General features: G+C 45.4%; 19 protein-coding genes. 16 read left to right on the top strand and 3 right to left on the bottom strand.

Annotation, left to right across the window (positions count from 1 at the left end):
- Window positions 1-571 precede the first annotated feature (571 nt).
- The 7 genes from mnmG (at window position 572) to AB5443_RS16690 (ending at window position 8,002) form a co-directional block, all read left to right on the top strand.
- Window positions 572-2,458: a tRNA uridine-5-carboxymethylaminomethyl(34) synthesis enzyme MnmG gene (gene mnmG, locus AB5443_RS16720; protein WP_195661991.1), complete on the top strand. Its 1,887-nt coding sequence runs from the start codon at window positions 572-574 to the stop codon at window positions 2,456-2,458.
- Window positions 2,459-2,508: 50 nt separating this feature from the next.
- The gene (locus AB5443_RS16715) at window positions 2,509-3,039 is read left to right on the top strand and encodes an adenine phosphoribosyltransferase (RefSeq protein ID WP_022138040.1); all 531 of its coding nucleotides are present in this window, start codon (window positions 2,509-2,511) and stop codon (window positions 3,037-3,039) included.
- 105 nt (window positions 3,040-3,144) lie between these two features.
- The gene (uvrC, locus tag AB5443_RS16710) at window positions 3,145-4,989 is read left to right on the top strand and encodes an excinuclease ABC subunit UvrC (protein WP_368113734.1); all 1,845 of its coding nucleotides are present in this window, start codon (window positions 3,145-3,147) and stop codon (window positions 4,987-4,989) included.
- 243 nt (window positions 4,990-5,232) lie between these two features.
- Complete coding sequence (gene dtd, locus AB5443_RS16705) at window positions 5,233-5,685, top strand: D-aminoacyl-tRNA deacylase (protein WP_195661994.1); 453 nt, start codon at window positions 5,233-5,235, stop codon at window positions 5,683-5,685.
- A 3-nt stretch (window positions 5,686-5,688) separates the two neighbouring features.
- Window positions 5,689-6,027, top strand: a complete 339-nt coding sequence (locus tag AB5443_RS16700) for a nucleotide pyrophosphohydrolase (RefSeq protein WP_022138037.1) — start codon at window positions 5,689-5,691, stop codon at window positions 6,025-6,027.
- On the top strand, window positions 6,014-6,916 hold the full coding sequence (gene deoC, locus AB5443_RS16695) for a deoxyribose-phosphate aldolase (protein ID WP_022138036.1): 903 nt from the start codon (window positions 6,014-6,016) through the stop codon (window positions 6,914-6,916). The genes AB5443_RS16700 and deoC overlap by 14 nt, the downstream gene beginning before the upstream one ends.
- Window positions 6,917-7,321: 405 nt before the next feature.
- Window positions 7,322-8,002 (top strand): DUF1266 domain-containing protein, encoded by a 681-nt coding sequence (locus tag AB5443_RS16690; protein WP_022138035.1) that lies wholly within the window; start codon window positions 7,322-7,324, stop codon window positions 8,000-8,002.
- Here the strand turns inward: AB5443_RS16690 and AB5443_RS16685 are convergent, their stop codons facing one another.
- A complete protein-coding gene (locus AB5443_RS16685; RefSeq protein WP_277131812.1) occupies window positions 8,003-8,977 on the bottom strand; it encodes a polyprenyl synthetase family protein in 975 nt (324 codons plus the stop codon).
- An 87-nt stretch (window positions 8,978-9,064) separates the two neighbouring features.
- Between AB5443_RS16685 and polA the strand changes: the two genes are divergently transcribed.
- Window positions 9,065-11,857, top strand: a complete 2,793-nt coding sequence (gene polA, locus AB5443_RS16680; RefSeq protein WP_368113732.1) for a DNA polymerase I — start codon at window positions 9,065-9,067, stop codon at window positions 11,855-11,857.
- Between the two features lie 333 nt (window positions 11,858-12,190).
- The gene (locus tag AB5443_RS16675; RefSeq protein ID WP_022138032.1) at window positions 12,191-12,586 is read left to right on the top strand and encodes a DUF3836 domain-containing protein; all 396 of its coding nucleotides are present in this window, start codon (window positions 12,191-12,193) and stop codon (window positions 12,584-12,586) included.
- 143 nt (window positions 12,587-12,729) lie between these two features.
- On the opposite strand, the gene AB5443_RS16670 is transcribed toward AB5443_RS16675, so the two are convergent.
- On the bottom strand, window positions 12,730-13,509 hold the full coding sequence (locus AB5443_RS16670; protein WP_044657145.1) for a LytTR family DNA-binding domain-containing protein: 780 nt from the start codon (window positions 13,507-13,509) through the stop codon (window positions 12,730-12,732).
- Complete coding sequence (locus AB5443_RS16665; RefSeq protein WP_368113730.1) at window positions 13,506-15,539, bottom strand: histidine kinase; 2,034 nt, start codon at window positions 15,537-15,539, stop codon at window positions 13,506-13,508. The genes AB5443_RS16670 and AB5443_RS16665 overlap by 4 nt, the downstream gene beginning before the upstream one ends.
- A gap of 121 nt (window positions 15,540-15,660) precedes the next feature.
- Here AB5443_RS16665 and AB5443_RS16660 point away from each other — a divergent pair, with 121 nt between their 5' ends.
- The 7 genes from AB5443_RS16660 to AB5443_RS16630 all read left to right on the top strand — a co-directional run bounded on the left by AB5443_RS16660 (window position 15,661) and on the right by AB5443_RS16630 (window position 23,801).
- Window positions 15,661-16,566: a serine O-acetyltransferase gene (locus AB5443_RS16660; protein WP_022138029.1), complete on the top strand. Its 906-nt coding sequence runs from the start codon at window positions 15,661-15,663 to the stop codon at window positions 16,564-16,566.
- A gap of 16 nt (window positions 16,567-16,582) precedes the next feature.
- Window positions 16,583-18,049 (top strand): THUMP domain-containing protein, encoded by a 1,467-nt coding sequence (locus tag AB5443_RS16655; RefSeq protein ID WP_277131821.1) that lies wholly within the window; start codon window positions 16,583-16,585, stop codon window positions 18,047-18,049.
- A 154-nt stretch (window positions 18,050-18,203) separates the two neighbouring features.
- Entirely contained in the window at window positions 18,204-18,767 is a 564-nt protein-coding gene (locus AB5443_RS16650; protein ID WP_277131823.1) for an ORF6N domain-containing protein, read from the top strand.
- Between the two features lie 14 nt (window positions 18,768-18,781).
- Entirely contained in the window at window positions 18,782-20,977 is a 2,196-nt protein-coding gene (locus AB5443_RS16645) for a DPP IV N-terminal domain-containing protein (RefSeq protein ID WP_368113728.1), read from the top strand.
- Between the two features lie 63 nt (window positions 20,978-21,040).
- Entirely contained in the window at window positions 21,041-22,315 is a 1,275-nt protein-coding gene (gene purD, locus AB5443_RS16640; RefSeq protein WP_368113726.1) for a phosphoribosylamine--glycine ligase, read from the top strand.
- Between the two features lie 11 nt (window positions 22,316-22,326).
- Window positions 22,327-23,337, top strand: a complete 1,011-nt coding sequence (locus AB5443_RS16635; protein WP_368113725.1) for a hypothetical protein — start codon at window positions 22,327-22,329, stop codon at window positions 23,335-23,337.
- On the top strand, window positions 23,322-23,801 hold the full coding sequence (locus AB5443_RS16630; RefSeq protein WP_368113724.1) for a YqaA family protein: 480 nt from the start codon (window positions 23,322-23,324) through the stop codon (window positions 23,799-23,801). Before AB5443_RS16635 ends, AB5443_RS16630 begins: the two co-directional genes overlap by 16 nt.
- Window positions 23,802-23,804: the final 3 nt, after the last annotated feature.

Raw genomic sequence — 23,804 nt, 5'->3', positions numbered from 1 at the left:
CTTTCATCTTTCATTTACTCATTACCTGAAAACTACTTTTTTCCTAATACCTAATCAAAACAATCTTTTTCCTAAAAACTAATCTCTAAATCTAATACCTTAATTTTATAAACTAATACCTTTCGTATATTACCTTTTTCCTAATACCTAAAAATCTTAGTAGTTTCACAACTACGCTGCAAAGTTATAGCTGTTTCGGAAAATGACAAGAGCTATAATCTAAAAAATCAAATTTTGGCCTGTTTTTTTGATTTATGTCAAGACAAAGAGTGAATTTAACACTTTTCGTTCTAGTTTTATCCGTATTCCGACCGATTTTGAAGTAGCAAAAAGAAAGCATAAGCGAGTATCCTTGGGCAGAAAACAGACATTTTGAAAAGGAATCGAAGCATCTAAAACACGGTTGAGCCGTCAATATCGAACAAACTGTATATTTCTAAGCCCAAATTACGGCGTTTTTTTCAACGAAGCCGGGCAGCTTCCCCGAATTTTCGGAAGCAAAAAGAGCATGGAGATATATTTCTCGCAACTTTTCCGTAACTTTGCACCGTTTGATAATAAATAAGATAGAATGGATTTTAAGTACGATGTAATTGTAATTGGTGCCGGACATGCTGGTTGCGAAGCGGCAGCCGCTGCTGCAAATTTAGGTTCGAAGACTTGTCTCATTACGATGGACATGAACAAGATCGGGCAGATGAGCTGCAACCCTGCCGTAGGTGGAATTGCCAAAGGACAAATAGTACGTGAAATAGATGCGTTGGGAGGACAGATGGGATTGGTAACAGACGAGACAGCTATCCAGTTCCGGATACTGAACCGTTCGAAAGGCCCCGCCATGTGGAGTCCCCGCGCCCAATGCGACCGTGCCAAGTTTATCTGGTCGTGGCGGGAGAAACTGGAGAATACGCCCAACCTTCATATCTGGCAAGATACCGTATGCGAACTTCTTGTTGAAAACGGTGCAGTGACCGGAGTGGTCACTGTGTGGGGTGTTACTCTTACAGCAAAATGCATCGTACTCACCGCAGGAACTTTCCTCAACGGACTGATGCACGTAGGACGCCACCAGTTACCGGGCGGAAGAATGGCCGAACCGGCTTCTTACAAATTAACCGAATCCATCGCCCGCCACGGCATCACTTACGGAAGGATGAAAACCGGAACCCCGGTACGAATCGACGCGCGCAGCGTTCATTTTGACCTGATGGAAACACAGGACGGTGAATGTGACTTTCATAAGTTCTCTTTTATGAATACGAGCGTACGCCACCTGAAGCAACTGCAATGCTGGACTTGCTATACTAATGAAGAGGTACATCAGATTCTACGTGACGGACTGCCGGATTCTCCCCTATTCAACGGACAGATTCAAAGTATCGGGCCACGTTATTGCCCAAGCATTGAAACGAAGATTGTAACTTTCCCCGATAAGACACAGCATCAATTGTTCCTCGAACCGGAAGGAGAAACCACACAAGAGTTGTATCTTAACGGATTCTCTTCTTCGCTTCCGATGGACATACAAATTGCCGCATTAAAGAAAGTTCCCGCTTTCAAGGATTTGGTGATCTATCGTCCGGGATATGCAATCGAATACGATTATTTCGACCCGACGCAGTTAAAGCATACGTTGGAATCGAAGATTATCGGCAACCTGTTCTTTGCCGGACAAGTAAACGGTACTACCGGATACGAGGAAGCAGGTGGACAAGGATTGGTAGCCGGAATCAATGCGCACATCAATTGCCACGGCGGAGAGCCTTTCACACTGGCACGCGATGAAGCATATATCGGCGTATTGATCGACGATTTAGTGACTAAAGGTGTGGACGAGCCTTACCGGATGTTTACCTCACGTGCAGAATATCGTATCCTGCTCCGTATGGATGACGCCGATATGCGCCTGACCGAACGGGCTTACAAACTCGGACTGGCAACGGAAGAACGTTATCAATTAATGAAGAGCAAGAAAGAGGCGGTAGACCAGATTGTATCTTTCGCACACAACTACTCGATGAAACCGGCATTAATTAACGACGCGCTCGAAAAGATAGGAACAACTCCCCTACGCCAGGGATGCAAACTGATAGAAATACTGAACCGTCCGCAGGTGACAATCGGAAACATAGCGGAATACGTTCCGGCATTTCAGCGGGAACTGGATAAAGCAACCAGTGCTAATCAAGACCGTAAAGAAGAGATTCTCGAAGCTGCCGAAATCCTGATCAAATATCAAGGATATATTGACAGGGAACGAATGATAGCGGAAAAACTGGCGAGACTGGAAAGCATTAAAATCAAAGGCAAATTTGATTATGCTTCCATTCAATCATTATCGACGGAAGCCCGTCAGAAACTAATAAAGATAGATCCGGAAACGATTGCCCAGGCAAGCAGGATTCCGGGAGTATCACCAAGCGACATCAACGTATTACTGGTACTTTCCGGACGATAAACGGCAACGTTTCACGTGAAACAAAGCATTTAAAGAAACGATATAATTCAATGATTATGAGCAAAGAAACGCTAATTAAAAGCATTCGGGAAATACCGGATTTCCCAATTCCCGGAATCCTATTCTATGATGTTACCACTTTATTCAAAGACCCGTGGTGCCTGCAGGAATTATCAAATGTCATGTATGAAATGTACAAGGAGAAAGGCATCACAAAAGTGGTAGGTATAGAATCTAGAGGTTTCATTATGGGACCTATCCTGGCTACCCGTTTGAACGCAGGATTCATCCCTATCCGCAAGCCCGGCAAACTTCCGGCAGAAACGCTTGAAGAAAGCTACGACAAGGAATACGGAAAAGACACCGTGCAAATCCACAAAGATGCGTTGGATGAAAACGACGTAGTGCTGCTGCACGATGACTTACTGGCAACAGGCGGAACAATGAAAGCAGCCTGTGCACTGGTGAAAAAGCTAAAACCAAAGAAAGTATATGTAAACTTCATCATTGAATTGAAAGACCTGAATGGGAAATCTGTATTCGGAGATGACGTAGAAGTAGAATCCGTATTGTCTTTATAAAGGATTTGATTATATTTGCAGGGCGTAGTTGAACTACGCCTTTTTCATTTTAGCAGTTTCTCATTTAATAGTTTCTCATTTAGTGGTCTCTCATCCCTAACGATTATGAATACAGAACCGGAAAGTAAAACCAATGAATATTTGAAAGGAATCGTAGCCAACCTTCCCGATAAGCCGGGTATCTATCAATACCTGAATACGGAAGGGACAATTATATACGTTGGAAAGGCGAAAAATTTAAAGAAAAGGGTCTATTCCTATTTCAGCAAGGAGCATGAACCGGGAAAGACCCGGGTGCTCGTCAGCAAGATTGCCGATATCCGCTATATCGTGGTCAATACGGAAGAGGATGCTTTGCTGCTGGAGAATAATCTGATTAAGAAGTATAAGCCGCGTTACAATGTAATGCTGAAGGACGACAAGACGTACCCTTCCATCTGTGTGCAGAATGAGTACTTTCCGCGGATTTTCAGAACCAGGAAGATTATCAGGAACGGTTCTTCTTATTACGGGCCGTATAGTCATATTCCGTCAATGTATGCGCTGTTGGATTTGATTAAGCATTTGTACCCGTTGCGTACCTGCCATTTGAACCTGACACCGGAGAATATACGTGCCGGGAAGTTCAATGTGTGCCTGGAATATCATATCAAAAACTGTGCAGGGCCCTGCGTCGGACTGCAATCACAGGAAGATTATCTTAAAAATATCGATGAAATCAAGGAGATTCTGAAAGGGAATACACAGGAGGTCGGCCGGATGCTGTTGGAGAAAATGCAGGCATTGGCGGCTGAGATGAAGTTTGAAGAAGCGCAGAAGGTAAAGGAAAAGTATCTGCTGATAGAGAATTACCGTTCGAAGTCTGAGGTGGTAAGTTCTATCCTGCATAATATTGATGTATTCTCTATTGAAGAAGATGAAACTAATTCGGCTTTTATCAATTATCTTCATATTACGAACGGGGCTATCAATCAGGCATTCACTTTCGAGTACAAGAAGAAGCTGAATGAGTCGAAAGAGGAGCTTTTGACGCTTGGCATTATTGAGATGCGGGAGCGTTATAAAAGTATGTCGAAGGAGATTATCGTTCCTTTCGAGCTCGATTTGGAGTTGAATAATGTCGTTTTCACCGTTCCGCAGAGGGGAGACAAGAAGAAGTTGCTGGATCTTTCTATCTTGAATGTGAAGCAATATAAGGCTGACCGGCTGAAGCAGGCGGAGAAGCTGAATCCTGAGCAGAGAAGTATGCGTTTGATGAAGGAGATACAGCAGGAGTTGCATTTGGAAAGGCCGCCTTTGCAGATTGAATGTTTCGACAACTCGAATATACAGGGGTCTGATGCCGTGGCCGCCTGTGTCGTATTCAAAAAGGCCAAGCCATCGAAGAAAGATTATCGGAAATACAATATAAAGACGGTTGTAGGGCCGGATGATTACGCGTCGATGAAAGAGATCGTAAGAAGGCGTTATCAGCGCGCTATCGAGGAGAGTTCTCCACTACCCGACCTGATTATTACTGACGGTGGAAAAGGGCAAATGGAGGTCGTCAGGGAGGTTATTGAGGATGAATTGAATCTTAATATTCCTATTGCGGGGTTGGCTAAGAACAACCGTCACCGCACATCGGAACTGCTTTTCGGTTTTCCACCGCAGACTATCGGTATCAAGCAGCATAGTTCGCTGTTCCGCTTGCTGACGCAGATTCAGGATGAGGTGCATCGCTTCGCTATCAGTTTTCACCGCGATAAACGGAGCAAACGACAGGTGGCGTCTGCGCTGGATAATATCAAGGGAATCGGTGAAAAGACCAAGACTGCCCTTTTGAAGGAGTTTAAGAGCGTAAAACGAATCAAAGAAGCCTCTTTAGAGGAGATTAGCGCTATCGTCGGGGAAGCGAAGGCAAAGACTGTAAAGGCGGGATTGAACGATGAACAGGCCGACAACAAATAACGTCAGTTCGATAAGAAATTGGCAGAATAGAGCCGGTTGTATTTCTATCATTTTTAGGCACGGATTGCACGGATTACACGGATTTTGAAAATATGATTGTATAAAACAACAGCGTAATCCGTGCCTAAACCAAATCATTAAAGCTTTCTGTACAACTCTATAATATTTTCCTCTCAACCCATCGTTTTCTCTTTCGAATTTTGTAAATTTGCCTTTCATAATCATGAAATAGGATAAATAGCAATGCGAACAGTTATACAACGGGTAAGTCATGCGTCAGTGACCATTGAAGGAAACTGCAAGTCCGCCATCGGAAAAGGGATGCTGATATTGGTCGGCATCGAGGAAACAGACGGACAGGAAGACATCGACTGGCTCTGCAAAAAGATAGTAAATCTACGTATTTTCGACGATGAAAACGGGGTGATGAACAAGTCTATTTTAGAGGACGGGGGCGAAATTCTGGTCATCAGCCAGTTTACGTTACACGCTTCTACGAAGAAAGGAAACCGCCCTTCTTATATCAAGGCTGCCAAGCCGGAAGTTTCTATCCCACTCTACGAGCGATTCTGCAAGGACTTGAGCAGTGCATTAGGAAAAGAAATAGGCACGGGCATCTTTGGGGCAGACATGAAGGTCGAACTTTTAAACGACGGCCCTGTTACTATATGCATGGATACAAAAAACAAGGAGTAAAAAATGACATTAGAAGAAGCTCAAAAACAGGTAGACCAATGGGTCAAGACATACGGTGTCCGCTACTTCAGCGAACTGACAAATATGGCGGTTCTGACGGAAGAAGTAGGCGAACTGGCACGCGTGATGGCTCGCAAATACGGCGACCAGTCCTTCAAAGAGGGAGAGAAAGACAATCTCGACGAGGAGATAGCAGACGTACTCTGGGTACTTCTCTGCATCGCCAACCAGACGGGTGTAGACCTCACCACCGCCCTTCAGAAGAGCATGGACAAGAAAACGAAACGAGATAATCAAAGACATATCAATAACCCAAAACTGAAAGAGCATGGAAGAGAATAACTCACTGCCCAACAAGTATGATGCCGCATTGGCAAAGTATAATACACATCTGAACGATGCGGATATTCAGGCTCGCGTAGCTGAACTAATCGAGAAAAAAGTACCGGAAAATGATACGGAAGATGTGAAGAAATTCCTGTTCAACTGCATCGACCTGACTACTCTGAACAGTACGGACAGCGATGAAAGCGTGATGCATTTCACGGAAAAGGTCAATAAGTTCGACGACGAATATCCCGACTTGAAGAACGTGGCTGCCATCTGTGTATATCCTAATTTTGCCGCTATCGTGAAGAATACGTTGGAAGTGGATGGCGTCAATATCGCTTGTGTATCCGGCGGGTTTCCTTCCTCACAGACTTTTATCGAGGTGAAAGTGGCAGAGACTGCACTGGCTATTGCAGACGGTGCGGACGAGATAGATATTGTCATTTCTGTCGGCAAATTCCTGAGTGGCGACTACGCAGGAATGTGCGAGGAAATACAGGAATTGAAGGAAGTATGCAAGGAACGTCACCTCAAAGTAATCCTCGAAACAGGTGCTTTGAAGAGCGCTTCCAACATCAAGAAAGCCTCTATCCTATCCATGTATTCAGGTGCGGATTTCATCAAGACATCTACAGGAAAGCAACAGCCTGCCGCCACCCCCGAAGCCGCCTACGTGATGTGCGAAGCTATCAGGGAGTATTATCAGAAGACAGGCATCAAAGTCGGTTTCAAACCGGCAGGTGGAATCAACACGGTGAACGATGCGATTATCTATTACACTATCGTCAAGGAGTTGCTGGGCGAAGAATGGCTGGATAACCAACTGTTCCGCCTGGGAACAAGTCGTTTAGCGAATTTATTGCTCTCGGATATTAAAGGCGAAGAGGTCAAGTTCTTCTAGGAAAGTCAAAGGCTACATTAGCAATTCAAATATGCCTCACCGCGCCGGCTCCCGTCTATACGGAAGCCGACGCGGTATTTTTTATTTAAGAAAAACTAAAGATAGTTACCAGGCTATCGGGAAAATTCCTTATCTTTGTAAGTGAATTAGCAGAGAAAATATAGCTAATTAGTTATATTAGAGAACGTTTCATTTATTACCATATTCCTGAAATTCGGCAAATTTCAAAGTTATGAACGGTAATAAGCAAACGGGTCTCACGCACCTTCATGTATATACTTTTGTTATATATTCGAACGGAGCGTGGGACTGTTGCTTGTATTTCATAACGGCTTGCCGAAGCCTCAGGAAAATACATGGCAACAGTTCCCACGCTTTTCGCAAATTTTAATGGAAGTACTAAGGATGGAAACACATATAAGAACCGTACGATTCAATCCCAATCCTCTGAATTTCTTTCTTGGAAATGAGAGAAAAAAGGGGTTGCGTATAGGTTATATGGAAGCCACACTGAATGGTTTCTATATCAATTCCATGGATACCGGCGTACATCCGCAAAAGTTATCAAGATTTCTATCGGAAGACTTTCACTGCACGGATACCGAGTCCGTCACCGGATTATTCCAGTTCCTTACTAACGAAGGAGACAGAGTTTCCTATCAAATCATGCTCCCCTATCTCCTATCGACAAGCAACTTCTGCGAGTTCGAGGAAATCATTCAAAAACGTTTCTTCGGAGTGGAGCGCTTCGTTCAGCAGGGAAAGAATCTATACAATTTCGTGAAGTATACAGAAGAAAGAAGGGATCCGATCATATGGATTAATGACTTGGAAAGAGGGGTCGTCGGATGGGATATGGGACTGCTGGTCGGATTAGTCCGCGCAGCTTTGGGCAGTGGGTACATTACCAAAGAAGAGGCTTGGAAATACATCGAACAGGCAAGCGCATTGTGTGCGGAAAATCTTCGCACTCCGGAAGAGATAGACAAAAGCTACCTGCTCGGCCGGGCCATGAAATCAGGAAGAATAGAAGATTGGGACAGAGCGCTGACTTGTTATTCTCTGCTAGACAAATACAGGAAGTAATTACTTTTCGCGGTCTACCACGTAGTCCAAATAGGCACGGAGAGCCGCGCAGACATTTGAATCCGGCAGGGAAGCCAGCAGGCCAAAGGCTTTCTGCTTATAAAGGTTCATCGTATGGACTGCATATTCAATACCGCCATTTTCTTTGATAAACCCGATTAAACGGGCTATTTCGTCAGGGGTGGCCGTGCCTTCCTTCACACGGATGGCAATCTCCAGCATAGCGCTGTCTTTCGTTGAGTTCAGCACATACAGGGCGGGCAATGTCAGTTTGCCTTCGAGCATATCGTTGCCGGTCGGTTTGCCGATTTCTTTGCTGTCGAAGTAATCGAATATATCGTCCTTTATCTGAAAGCAGATTCCGATATATTCGCCCAACAAACGGGCAAATTCAGCTTCTTCCTCACCTACCCCCACCGAGAAAGCGGCGGCTTTTGTGCAGGCTGCAAAAAGGGCGGCGGTTTTCTTACGGATGACATCGAAATAAACTGATTCGGAGAAGCTATGATTGCTTACATTGGAGAGCTGGAGCAATTCGCCGTCGGCAAGATCCTGTCCCAATGAAGATACTAACTGGATAATAGGATGGCTGTGGGTCTGTTCGGCATGAACAAGGCTTGTAGCCAACAAGTAGTCGCCTGTCAGTACGGCTACCTTATTATTAAAGATGGCATTCACCGAAAGTTGTCCGCGACGTTCGGTACTTTCGTCCACTACATCATCGTGTACTAGGCTGGCTGTGTGAAGCAACTCCAGGGAAACGGCGGCATGAAGCGTGGAAGGGCGGACAGCACCGTAAAGGCGCGCCACCAACAGGACGAGAATAGGACGCATCATCTTACCATTCCTCTGTCGTATATGGGATACGACGCTGTCGAGCAATGCATTCGAACTGGAAAGAGAACTATCAAAAAGATTTTTGAAGTCCGCCAGTTCCGCTTCAATCGGAGTCCTGATGAGTGAGATACTGTCCATTAATACGTAATTTGAGCACAAAAGTAATAATAAAACGCTTAATACGGTATTTTTTTGTACTTTTACCATGAAAAATTAATTAAATCTATGGATTCAGATAATAAATTATTTCTTTTAGACGCTTATGCACTGATATACCGGGCGTATTACGCCTTTATCAAGAACCCAAGAATCAACTCCAAAGGATTCAACACTTCAGCCATCCTGGGCTTTGTCAATACGCTCGAAGAGGTGCTGAAAAAAGAGAATCCGACGCATATAGGAGTAGCTTTCGACCCTTCAGGGCCTACCTTCCGCCACGAGGCTTTCGAACAATATAAAGCGCAACGCGAAGAGACTCCCGAAGCAATCCGCCTGTCCGTACCTATTATAAAGGATATTATAAAGGCTTATCGTATTCCTATTCTCGAAGTGTCGGGCTACGAAGCCGATGACGTGATAGGAACTCTTGCCACCGAAGCCGGCAAGCAGGGGATTACGACGTATATGATGACGCCTGACAAAGACTACGGTCAGTTGGTGAGCGACAAGGTATTCATGTACCGTCCCAAGCATACGGGTGGTTTTGAGGTGATGGGCATCGAGGAGGTGAAAGCCAAGTTTGATATCCAGTCGCCTGCGCAGGTGATTGATACGCTGGGGTTGATGGGTGACTCTTCGGACAATATTCCCGGTTGCCCCGGTGTAGGGGAAAAGACCGCACAGAAATTGATTGCCGAATTCGGAAGTATCGAGAATCTGCTGGAGCATACCGACCAACTGAAAGGGGCACTGAAGACGAAAGTGGAAACGAACCGGGAATTGATTACATTCTCGAAGTTCCTGGCAACTATCAAAATCGACGTACCCATCCAACTTGAAATGGACAAGCTTGTCCGCGAAGACGCAGATGAAAATTCACTCCGCAGTATTTTTGAGGAACTGGAATTCCGGACGCTTATCGACCGCGTGCTCAAAAAGGAGACTCCCGCCCCTCTTCCACTTTTTCCCGAAGAAGGAGGAGCTGTGCAAGGCGATTTATTTGCAAATTTCACGGGCAACGAGCCGGACGAAGCAAAAAAATCAAATCTAGAGACGCTAGAATCACTTAATTGTAACTACCAACTCATTGATACAGAAGAGAAAAGGCGGGAAATTATTCAAAAGTTACTTACATCGAAAATTCTCTCGTTAGACACGGAGACAACGGGAACGGAACCGATGGACGCAGAATTGGTCGGAATGAGTTTTTCTATTGCCGAAAATGAAGCATTTTATGTTCCTGTCCCTGCCGGACAAGAGGAAGCGTTAAAAATCGTCAATGAGTTCCGTCCGGTCTTTGAAAATGAAAATTCGCTGAAGGTGGGACAGAATATCAAGTACGACATGATTGTTCTCAAAAATTATGGCGCGGAAGTGAAAGGCCCGCTTTTCGATACAATGATTGCCCATTACGTTCTTCAGCCGGAACTTCGCCACGGGATGGATTATCTTGCGGAGATATATCTGCATTATCAGACGATTCATATTGACGAACTAATCGGGCCGAAAGGCAAGAATCAAAAGAACATGCGCGACCTTGACCCGAAGGACGTCTATCGTTATGCTTGCGAAGATGCGGATGTAACGTTGAAGTTGAAGAATGTACTGGAAGAGGAACTGAAGAAGAATGATGCCGAAAGGTTATTCTACGATATAGAGATGCCGCTTGTTCCGGTATTGGTCAATATAGAACGGAACGGGGTATTGCTGGACACGGAAGCGCTGAAACAATCGTCTGCCCATTTCACGGCACAGATGGAAAACATCGAGAAGGAAATTTACGAGTTGGCAGGCGAGACTTTCAATATTGCTTCTCCCAAGCAAGTCGGCGAAGTGTTGTTTGATAAATTAAAGATTGTAGAGAAAGCGAAAAAGACCAAGACGGGACAGTATGTCACTTCGGAAGAGGTGCTTGAAAGTCTTCGCCACAAGCATCCGGTGGTGGAAAAGATTCTGGAACACCGCGGGCTGAAAAAGTTACTGGGAACGTATATCGATGCGCTGCCTTTATTAATCAATCCACGCACAGGCCGGGTACATACGTCTTTCAACCAGACGGTCACCGCTACGGGACGCCTGAGTTCGAGCAATCCGAACTTGCAGAATATCCCTATCCGCGACGAGAACGGGAAGGAAATCCGCAAGGCATTCATCCCCGATGAAGGTTGTCTTTTCTTCTCGGCGGACTACTCGCAGATTGAATTGCGCATTATGGCGCATCTCAGTGAGGATAAGAATATGATTGACGCTTTCCTCAGCAATCACGACATTCATGCTGCCACGGCCGCGAAAATCTATAAGATTGATTTGAATGATGTAGGTTCGGATATGCGCCGTAAAGCCAAGACTGCCAATTTCGGTATTATATATGGTATATCCGTATTCGGTCTTGCCGAACGGATGAATGTAGACCGGAAAGAGGCCAAAGAATTGATTGACGGGTATTTCGAGACTTATCCGGGCGTGAAGGCGTATATGGATAAAAGCATTCAGGTGGCACAGGAAAAAGGATATGTAGAAACGATTTTCCACCGGAAACGTTTCTTGCCGGACATCAATTCACGAAATGCCGTCGTACGCGGGTATGCGGAACGAAATGCGATTAACGCTCCTATCCAGGGTAGTGCGGCGGATATTATCAAGGTAGCCATGGCCCGTATTTACCAACGCTTCCAGGCGGAAGGAATACAGGCGAAGATGATTCTGCAAGTACATGACGAATTGAATTTCAGCGTTCCCATCAACGAGAAAGAACGCGTGGAGGAAATCGTTATCGAGGAAATGGAGAAGGCATATCGTATGCATGTGCCTTTGAAAGCTGATTGCGGATGGGGGAAGAATTGGCTTGAAGCACATTAATAAGAGGCGGCACAAGTCATACTGACAAAGTAAATATCAGGAAACCGGAAAGTAAAAGATGTAATAACATTATTTAACCCGGTATCCATAAAGCTAGTAAAAGGAACACTTTTTCAACGAAGTGATTCATTCTATATCCGGCAGATTGACTGCCGGATATTTTTTTGTCACCAATATTGGCAAAAAGCAACTATTACCCCACACCACCTATTGACATTTTGACAATCTTTCAGCATTTAAATTGCATAAATACCAAATTAATATGTAAGTTTGCAGCGTAAAACTGATGCAGTTGTAGAAATATGAAAGTATAACTCAAAAACTTAAATAGCCATGAAAGCAAAAGTATCCTTAAAAATGTTCGTTTTATCAGCTGTTCTTCTTGTTGTGTCGCTTGCTACTTCTGCACGTAGCTACGATGGTCAACTGGTTTATAATCCGGTAGAAGAAAATGGCGTGACAGTAGGACAAACCGTTTACAAAATGGACGGTAACACTCTCGCTAATTATATGAAGTACAATTATAAGTACGATGATAACAAACGTATGATTGAAAGTGAATCCATGAAATGGAACAGCAGCAAGGATGAATGGCAAAAAGACTTACGCATCAATTACATTTATGAAGGCAAGACTGTCACTACCAATTATTACAAATGGAACGCTAAGAAACAAACCTACGTATTGGTTCCCGAAATGACCGTTACGATGGATAATACAAATATGTAACATAACTCTCTCTCATTCTAATATTCTAACAAATAGAGACGCCGCTCCTGATGAAGAAGTGGCGTCTCCCCATTTTATATATATGCTCATTTATATATTAAGTCCGATGATATATAATTTCGATTATGTATAAGCCCGGCAGATTATAGCACGTAAAAGCGTTCTTGCAGTTCTTTCAAGAAATTCCGGGAGATAACCAGGTCGCTCTTGTCATGAAAGGGCGGATAAAGCTGGCAGCACTTGCCGTCAATCACAGCCAGATAATTTACATTTACAATAGCAGACTGACTAATCTGTATGAAAGCTTGTGAATAACCGATAATATCTTCGGCTTTCGTATTCCGCTTCAGGTTCAGCCGTGACTGGTTGAACAGTACGACCTGCCACTGCCGCTTCTCTTTCAGGTATTCGAAGAAGCCGATTTCTTCCAGCCGCAAGAGTTTGAATCCGGTCACTGTGCTAATCATAAACATGCCATGTTGCGGCAGCAGGGCATTGATAGAAGACGCGAAGGAAGGCGGCGGAAGCAACGCAGAGGTTGACATGGCTTTCCGGTAACGGTCTATAATCACTTTTAAATCTTCGCTTTCGAAAGGCTTCAGCAAGAAGTCGAAAGCAGATTCGCGCAGGGCTTGCAGCAGATATTTGTCATAAGAGGTATAGAATACCACTTTCATATCCCACAATACATCATCCCTTATTTCACTCAGCAGGTTAAGACCGAGTATGTCCGGAAGTTCTACATCAAGAAAGAGTAAATCCGGGCGCAGTTCCATAATCATCTTCTTCCCCTTTGTACCATTGCTTGCAATTCCCTTCACTTCAAAATCACGATAGGGTTCCAACTCATGGCGCAAAGCATCAATCGCCGAACGTTCGTCATCAACGATAACTACTTTATACTTTTCGTCTGTCTCCATCATAAATCATAAGAAAAATGAAACGGGATATATACCGAGACTTGCGTTCCGGTCTGTCCATCGCTTCTGTTGGTTATATCAAAACGTATCTTGTCACTCTTATTTTTCGTATTCAGCAGTTGGATAGTCTGGTAAAGGACTTTCAATCCTGTACCGGTACCACGTGTTGCGGAAGCCACCTGCGGGAGATATCCGCGCCCGTTGTCGATAATTGTTATGCGGATTCCGTTCTCTTGCCGGGAGACGCATATAACCAGTTCCTTGACTCCGTCTTTTCCTGCCAGCCCATGCTTGATGGCATTTCCTACGGGAATCTGCACAATCATGGAAGGAATCATGATACGGGTAGCATCCAATCCGTCTTCTACTGTGATTGTCGGGGTGAAATCCTCTCCGACACGTCCTTTCTCCAGGTCGATGTAAGAGCATACAAAATCCAGTTCGTCCTGTAAAGGCACGCTCAGTTTTTCCGTCAGTTCGAGACTCCGGCGGAGATATTTCACCAGTTCCATCAAGTTTTGTTTCACTTCTTCAGACCCATTGAACTGGTTAATCTCACGTCCCAACACATTGAAAGTAAAATGAGGGGAAATACGGCTGCGCAGATTCTCCATGCGGACACGGTTTATCTGCCGGAAAAAGCGCTCACGAAGGAATTCCCGCTTCTTGCGCATATACCATATTATGACTACCGTACCCGCTACAAGCAGCACGCAGACCAGTATCCAAACATAAACACTCAACCTCAGGGCTTTCATTTCACCTGCCTGTTGCTGAATCTGTATCTCTTTTCGCAACACAATCGTATCCTGCTGATAACGCATATCCAATTCGGCAACACGCATCTGCACCCGTTCGCTACGGATGGAGTCGTCCAAATGACCATTACGTTTCAGATATTCATAGGCGCGACGGTAACCACCGGTACGTTCAAAATAATGCTGGAGATACTGGTTGCGTATGGTCAGCATATTTGCATCGAGATGCCCCACGGGAGCAGTGCGGGCAATCATTTCTTGCGCTTGCGCAATGTTTCCCTTTTTCAGGGCAAGTTCAATCATTTGGGTTTCGATGTAATATATGGCCGAGTTATGCTGTATTTTAGAGAAAAAACGATAGCTTTCATCCAGGCATATTTGTGCGGAATCGAGGTTGTCGGTCAATACATATAACTCTCCCAAATTCACTTTGATAAAGTTCTGCTCGAACACCATCTGGGAGTGGGCGGATACCAGTTCATTTGCCCTGCGCATATACTTCAAGGCTTCCTGATAGTCTTTTCTGTAATAATAATGATTACCGCGGTTGTTGAGATAAGTCCATTTCTCTCCTACATTCATTTCATCGAAGAACTGTCCTGCCAGTTCATAATAGTGGTTTGACAAGTCGAAGTCACGTAATTCCATATAGGTTTGCCCCAGTCCGTAGTAGACGGGAAATTTCGTATGTTCGGACAAGTTCAATGAATCGCAGAGAAACAGGGCACGACGATAATACAAAGCGGTATGCGCCAGGTCGCCACGATGCAGATAAGCATCGGCTATATTGATGCAAATATCCGGAAGACGCTGTAATTTCTCTCCGTCCAGACAATGCCTATACGCCTGCCTATAGTCCATTATGGCAGAATCCGGACGATTCAACTGCATCCAGACATTTCCTTCCATATTATAAATCTCGGAAAGCACATTGTTCCACCGCGGGCATTTGACCGCCTTGTGGGAGAATGCTTTCACCTGCCGGTGATAATAAAAGATAGAATCGAAATCAGAAGAAACAAAGAATGTTTTTCCGTACAAAGCGAGAAGACGATAATAAAATTGAGAATCCTGCGCCTGAGCCAGCGCGTCACGTATCTGTGAGCGGGAATAAAGCACATTGGAGAACAGGGAGTCCTGCACGCGAACTTCCAATGAATCAACAAAAGTCTGTTCACACAAAGGCTTACTGTGATGTTTGTCAGTATATCCACAGCCCAATAACATCAACAGCCACAACCACCCGAATAGTTTCATAGTAGCCCTTTGTTTCATTTGCCCCTTATTCATGTCATGTTTTGAATGTGACAAAAATACATTATTTATCCTGAATCCCAACGAATTTTATTATTTTTTTAATACCTTTGCACCCATATAAATATGAGTAACTGACCTAATGAGTCCACTGAACTTCACCCACATTTTGACACAGGCAGTCGATGAGCTATCGGAAAGCGAATCTTACAAAGGACTGTTTCATCAACACAAAGATGGCGAACCACTGCCCTCTGCTAAAGTCTTGTATGAAATTATCGAGCTTTCACGCTCCATTCTCTTCCCCGGATATTACGGGAATTCAACCATCAACAGCCGGACAATCAATTATCACATCGGTGTAAATATTGAGAAGTTATTCGGTTTGCTCTCCGAGCAAATCCTCGCCGGGTTGTGTTTCAGCGTCAGCATAGAAGGGAAATGCAATGTCTGCTCAGACTCCAAACGGGAAGAAGCCGCACGCCTTGCTGCTAAATTTATCAGCAAGCTGCCCGCCATGAGGAGAATACTGGCAACCGACGTGGAAGCCGCTTACAACGGCGACCCTGCTGCCGAAAGCTATGGTGAAGTAATCTTCTGCTATCCGGCTATCAAGGCTATCAGCAATTACCGCATTGCGCACGAATTACTGGAACTGGGTGTTCCTCTGATTCCGCGTATCATCACGGAGATGGCACATAGTGAGACGGGGATAGACATCCATCCGGCTGCGAAAATCGGCAGCCACTTCACTATCGACCACGGAACGGGTGTCGTTATCGGTGCTACAAGTATTATCGGCAATAATGTCAAACTGTATCAGGGTGTCACTTTGGGAGCCAAGAGTTTCCCGCTGGATGCCGACGGAAAGCCTATCAAGGGTATCCCCCGCCACCCGATTCTGGAAGACAATGTGATTGTCTATTCCAATGCCACTATCCTGGGCAGAATCACTATCGGACGCGATGCAACCGTGGGCGGCAATATATGGGTGACAGAGAATGTGCCCGCAGGAGCGAGAATCGTACAAACCAAAGCAAAAAAATAAAATCAAATAACTATATATGAGCGAACAATTCGAGATGATAGCCAAGACCTTCCAAGGACTGGAAGAGATACTTGCAGAAGAACTGACAGCATTAGGAGCCAACGATATCCAAATAGGACGCCGGATGGTTTCATTCACCGGAGACAAACGTATGATGTATAAGGCTAATTTCTGCCTTCGTACCGCTATCCGCATCCTGAAACCTATCAAAAACTTCACAGCGAAGGATGCTGACGAAGTTTATAACCAGATACAAGCCATTCGATGGGAAGATTATCTCGATGTTAACAAGACTTTTGCTATCGACGCAGTGGTGTTCAGCGATGAGTTCCGCCATTCGAAGTTCGTTTCGTATAAAGTGAAAGATGCGATTGTGGACTATTTCCGCGAGAAAACCGGAAAACGTCCGTCTGTCCGTATCAATAATCCGGACGTATTGCTGAATATTCATATTGCACAGACTACCTGTACGTTGTCTTTGGATTCTTCGGGCGAGTCACTGCACCGCCGCGGTTATCGCCAGGAAGCGGTAGAAGCTCCGTTGAACGAGGTGTTGGCTGCCGGTATGATTCTGATGACGGGATGGCGTGGAGATTGTGACTTGATTGACCCTATGTGTGGTTCGGGTACTATTCCTGTCGAAGCTGCCCTGATTGCAAAGAATATTGCTCCGGGAGTGTTCCGCAAAGGATTCGCTTTCGAGAAGTGGGTGGATTTCGATGCGGATATGTTTGATGAAATCTACAACGATGACAGTCAGGAGCGTGAATTTACTCATAAGATTTATGGATATGATAATAATCCGAAGGCTAATGAGATTGCTACACATAATATAAAGGCTGCGGGTGTATCGAAAGATATAGTGCTGAAGTTACAACCATTCCAGCAGTTCGAACAGCCGAAGGAGAAGTCAATCATCATCACAAACCCGCCTTACGGAGAGCGTATTTCTACGAATGATTTGCTCGGGCTTTATCAAATGATTGGCGAGCGTCTGAAGCATGCGTTTGTCGGTAATGAAGCGTGGGTATTGTCTTATCGGGAAGAGTGTTTCGACCAAATCGGTTTGAAGGCAAGCCAGAAAGTGCCTTTATTCAATGGCCCGTTGGAGTGTGAGTTCCGCAAATATGAGATTTTTGACGGAAAGTACAAAGAATTCAAGAGCCAGGAAGGAGAAGAGGAAGACAAGAAAGACTCCGAAGGGGAACAAGCTCCAAGATTCAGAGAAAGAAAAGAGTTCAAGCCACGTCGTGAAGGTGAGTTTAAACCACGACGCGAAGGGGACTTCAAGCCACGCAGAGAAGGTGAATCCAGACCTCGCAGAGAGGGAGAGTTCAAACCGCGCAGAGAAGGTGGTGATTTTAAAGGTGGCGACAGAGACAGAAAGCCACGGGGAGATTTCCGCGAGGGAAGGGATTCAAGAGCGCCGAGAGAGTTTAAAGGAAATCGGGAGCCAAGGATTCCAAAGAAGGAAGAGGAATAGCTGAACATCAATAGTTAATTACACTTTACCAGACAAAAGAGGGTTAACTATCTGACAAACAATATGAGGTCACAAATTGCAACCTCAAGTTCAAATGATAATTATGTTAAGTAATAGGCGTAGATGGTAAGCTAGCTACCAAATTAAACGAAAAATGAATGAATTAGTCATTATAGAAAATAAGATATATGAAATCAGAGGTCAAAAGGTTATGCTTGACTTTGACTTAGCAGAGATGTATGAAATCGAAACAAAAGTACTCAAACAATCTGTACGAAGAAATATAGAACGTTTTCCTGATGATTTCATGTTTAGACTAACGAATGAAGAGTGTAACTATCTGATAAACAGCATAAGGTCACAAAATGTGACCTTAGATATTAACTGGTTTAGATATGCACCTTTCGCCTTCACTCAAGAAGGTGTAGCCATGCTTTCCGGAGTACTTCGGAGCCCTAAAGCCATCGAAGTCAACATCAACATCATGCGAGCCTTCGTTCATATGCGTCAATACCTACTCTCCCACGCCCCGAAGCAGGAACTGGAAGAATTAAAGAAAAGGATTGAATATCTGGAAGAAGACGTATCATCGGACAGAGAAAGCTACGAGAAACAATTTGATGACTTATTCACCGCCTTTGCCAAATTGAGTGCCGCCATTCAGGTAAAAACCACTCCTTTGGACAGAGTAAAAGTAGAAGGATTTAAAAACAAATAATAAAGAAAAGAGCAATGAGTAAAATTGGAAAAAGAGCTATCCTGTTGTTGATGGCACTACCAATCGGATTCAATGTTATGGCACAAGAAACCAAAAAGCCGACACTGGAAGAGTTAATTCCGGGCGGCGAAAGCTACCTTTATGCAGAAAACCTGTACGGGCTGCAATGGTGGGGTGACGAATGTATGAAACCGGGCGTCGATACGCTTTATTCGGTTGAGCCTAAAACGGGAAAAGAGACGATGGTCATCACCCGCGAACAGATTAACAAGGTACTTGCCGAGAACGAAGCAGGGAAGTTGTCACATCTGTACTCTATCCGCTTCCCGTGGGCGGACAAACCGCAAATGCTATTCACAATAGCAGGAAAGTTTATCACATATGACTTTAAGAGCAACCGCATTATCAGCACCCTCAAACTTAGGGAGAAAGCTAATAATGAAGACTATTGCGCAACTAGCGGTAATGTAGCTTACACGATAGGCAATAACCTGTACGTCAATGAGCAAGCAGTGACCAACGAACCCGAAGGCATCGTTTGCGGACAATCCGTGCATCGCAATGAATTTGGTATCAATAAAGGTACTTTCTGGAGCCCGAAAGGTAATCTGCTGGCCTTCTACCGCATGGATGAAAGCATGGTAACACAATACCCGCTTGTAGATATTACCGCACGTGTGGGAAAAGTTAATAATGTACGCTATCCGATGGCAGGAATGACCAGTCATAAAGTACAGGTAGGTATCTATAATCCTGTAACCGGGAAAAGCATTTTCCTGAATACGGGCGACCCTACCGACCGTTACTTTACAAATATCAGTTGGTCGCCGGATGAAAAAAGCCTCTACCTCATAGAAGTGAACCGTGACCAAAATCAGGCCAAACTTTGCCAATACAATGCGGAGACAGGCAATCTGATAGAAGTTCTTTATGAAGAGACGCACCCCAAATACGTCGAACCGCAAAATCCAATCGTATTCTTACCATGGGATGCCACCAAATTCATCTATCAGAGCCAGCGTGATGGTTACAATCACCTATACCTCTTTGATACACGTACCAAGACGTATCCCGAAGTACATTCCTCTGCAACAGGCGGAACATACCAACAGTTCTACAAGGTACGACAGTTGACCAAAGGCAATTGGCTGGTAAAAGACATCCTCGGCTTCAATGCCAGACGCAAAGACATTATCTTCACCGCTATCGAAGGTTTGAAGAGTGGTCACTTTGCAGTAAATACCGGCAACGGAAAGATGAACCAACCATTCAGCAAGTGTCAGGAAAGTGAGCACAGCGGCGTACTTAACGCATCCGGTACTTATCTTATCGACCGTTATTCCACGAAAGACCAGCCACGTATCATCAACCTGGTAGATACCAAGGATTTCAAAGAAACCGTCAACTTGCTGACAGCAAAAAGCCCCTACGAAGGCTACCAGATGCCAAGCATCGAAACCGGAAGTATCAAGGCAGCCGACGGTACCACCGACCTGCACTACCGTCTCATGAAACCGGCAGACTTCGACCCTAACAAGAAATATCCGGTCATTGTCTACGTCTACGGCGGCCCTCACGCACAATGCGTCACCGGCGGATGGCAGAACGGCGCGCGCGGATGGGATACTTACATGGCCAACAAAGGCTATATCATGTTCACCATCGACAACCGTGGCAGCAGCAACCGCGGACTGGAATTTGAAAACGCCACCTTCCGTCATCTCGGCATCGAAGAAGGCAAAGACCAGGTGAAAGGTGTAGAATACCTGAAATCCCTGCCCTACGTAGACAGCGAACGTATCGGCGTACACGGATGGAGCTTCGGCGGGCACATGACCACCGCCCTATTACTCCGTTACCCGAAAATATTCAAAGTAGGCGTTGCCGGCGGCCCTGTAATCGACTGGGGTTACTATGAAATCATGTACGGCGAACGCTATATGGACACTCCCGAAAGCAATCCCGAAGGCTACAAAGAATGTAACCTAAAGAACTTTGCGGGACAACTGAAAGGCCACCTGCTGATTATCCATGACGACCACGACGATACCTGTGTGCCACAGCATACACTGTCGTTCATGAAAGCCTGTGTAGATGCCCGCACCTACCCCGACCTGTTCATTTACCCGTGCCACAAGCACAACGTATCAGGCCGCGACCGTGTACATCTGCACGAGAAAATCACCCGTTACTTTGAACAGAACCTATAACCTGCAAAAAGTAACCGCATCCATATCCAGACAAATAACAGTATAACTTATAACAGTACAAAGATGAAGATATTATTACTAGGCTCGGGCGGCCGCGAACATGCACTCGCATGGAAAATTGCCCAAAGTCCGAAAGTTGAAAAACTATACATTGCCCCGGGTAATGCCGGAACAACTGCCGTAGGCGAGAATGTCAACATCAAAGCAACTGATTTTGAAGCTATCAGCGCCTTCGCAAAGGAGAAAAACATCGAAATGATAGTAGTAGGCCCCGAAGACCCGCTGGTAGAAGGCATCTACGACTATTTCCAGAACCGTCCGGAACTGAAGCATATTGCCGTTATCGGCCCTTCGGCAAAAGGAGCGCAACTGGAAGGAAGCAAAGAATTTGCAAAAGGCTTCATGATGCGTCACAATATCCCGACAGCCCGCTACAAAAGCATCACTGCCGGAAACCTTGAAGAAGGGCTCGCTTTCCTCGAAACACTGGAAGCTCCCTACGTACTGAAAGCCGACGGTCTTTGTGCCGGCAAAGGCGTTCTTATCCTTCCCACACTGGACGAAGCAAAAAAGGAACTGAAAGAAATGCTGGGCGGAATGTTCGGCTCTGCATCCGCAACGGTTGTTATCGAGGAATTCCTTAGCGGTATCGAATGTTCCGTATTCGTCCTGACAGACGGAGAGAACTACAAAGTCCTTCCCGTAGCCAAAGACTACAAACGTATCGGCGAAGGCGACAAAGGCCTCAACACAGGCGGTATGGGTAGCGTAACCCCTGTTCCGTTTGCCGATGAAACATATATGGAGAAGGTACGTACCCGCATCATCGAACCGACCATCAACGGACTGAAAGAAGAAAACATCACCTACAAAGGCTTCATCTTCCTCGGACTTATCCGGGTGAAAGGCGAGCCAATGGTTATCGAATACAACGTCCGCATGGGCGACCCCGAAACAGAAAGCGTGATGCTCCGCATCCAGAGCGACCTCGTCGAACTGCTTGAAGGCACAGCCGCAGGCAACCTGAACGAGAAAACGCTCGTAATGGATTCGCGCTCGGCAGGTTGTGTAATCCTCGTCAGCGGCGGTTACCCCGAAGCCTACGAAAAAGGATTCCCCATCAAGGGACTGGAACAGGCTGCCGCTACGGACAGTATCATCTTCCATGCCGGAACAGCCCTGAAGGACGGACAAGTGGTGACAAACGGCGGACGTGTCATCGCCGTCTGCTCTTACGGTGCGACGAAAGAAGAAGCACTGGCACAGAGCTACAAAGTGGCGGATATGATTGACTTCGACAAGAAATACTTCCGTCGCGACATCGGGTTCGATTTGTAAGAAACGAAATAATGAGAAATAAAAAGCTACAGAATCAAGTAACGGCAGGACGGTTCACCCTGCCTGTCGTTATTCTTATCTGCACCCTCTGTTGGGTGTCGACCTACTTTTTATTTCCCGACCTTATGACTGCTCCCACACAAGAAAACCTTTCTTCGTTCTGGCAATCTGCCCGTGACTTTCTGCTTCCGGGCTGGGCGGAACGAATCGTCAGCTTTCTTGTCTATGCCGTTATCGGTTATTTCCTGATAGAGCTGAACAACCAGTTCGGTATTATCCGTATGAGGGCTTCGATGCAGACGGCTATTTACTTCCTGCTGGTCACTGCCTGTCCGGAGATGCATCTGTTGTACGCAGGAGACATTGCCGCCCTGGCTTTCCTTATTTCGATTTATTTCTTATTTAAGAGTTATCAGCAATCGCGTGCGGCAGGCTATCTGTTCTATTCCTTCCTCTTTATCGGGGCGGGAAGCATCCTTTTTCCACAGCTCACTGTGCTCTCTGTGCTTTGGCTGTTTGAAGCCTACCGGTTTCAGGCGCTTACGCCACGCAGCTTCTGCGGCGCATTGCTCGGATGGATGCTGCCTTACTGGATGCTGTTCGGACATGCCTTCTTCTACAATGAAATGGAACTGTTCTACCGTCCTTTCATCGAACTGACAACTTTCGGCGACGTCTTTAACTTACAGATTCTTCAGACTTGGGAACTGGCGGTGCTCGGCTATTTGCTCGTGCTGTTCATTGTCAGCACCGTTCATTGTATTGCCGCCGGCTTCGAGGACAAGATACGTACACGCGCCTATCTGCAATTCCTGATAGACCTGACCATCTTCCTCTTCCTGCTGATAGCCATCCAACCGAACTATTGCAGTGATTTGCTACCGCTTCTTATGATAAGTTGCAGCATCCTTATCGGACATTTTTTTGTACTGACCAACAGTAAAAGCTCCAATGTGTTTTTTATCGTTTCATTGGTCAGTCTCATCCTCTTATTCGCATTTAATATATGGACGCTTTTATAGATTCAATAGTACAACTCCTCATAGAGTGGGGACTTCCGGGATTATTCATCTCGGCTTTACTGGCAGGAAGCATCGTGCCCTTCAGTTCCGAACTGGTACTGGTGACACTGGTGAAACTCGGTCTGCCCCCTGTCGCCTGCCTGCTGTCCGCCACTTTAGGCAACACGGTCGGCGGAATGACATGCTACTACATGGGGCGCCTGGGCAAAATAAGCTGGATTGAGAAATATTTCAAAGTAAAGAAAGAAAAAGTAGATAAAATGGTGAGCTTCCTGCAAGGGAAAGGAGCATTGATGGCATTCTTTGCCTTTCTTCCCGCCATCGGAGAAGTGATCGCCATTGCACTGGGATTTATGCGGAGCAATACATGGATTACCGTAACTTCCATGTTTGTCGGAAAATTAGTACGCTATATCCTTCTTCTGTATGTGCTCGAAAGCGCCTGGGATGCAGTGGCAGGATAAAGG

The sequence above is a fragment of the Bacteroides sp. RTP21281st1_H5_RTP21281_210402 genome (genome assembly GCF_040918965.1).
GTDB lineage: Bacteria > Bacteroidota > Bacteroidia > Bacteroidales > Bacteroidaceae > Bacteroides > Bacteroides congonensis.
This window is presented reverse-complemented; position numbering and strand designations above follow the sequence as displayed.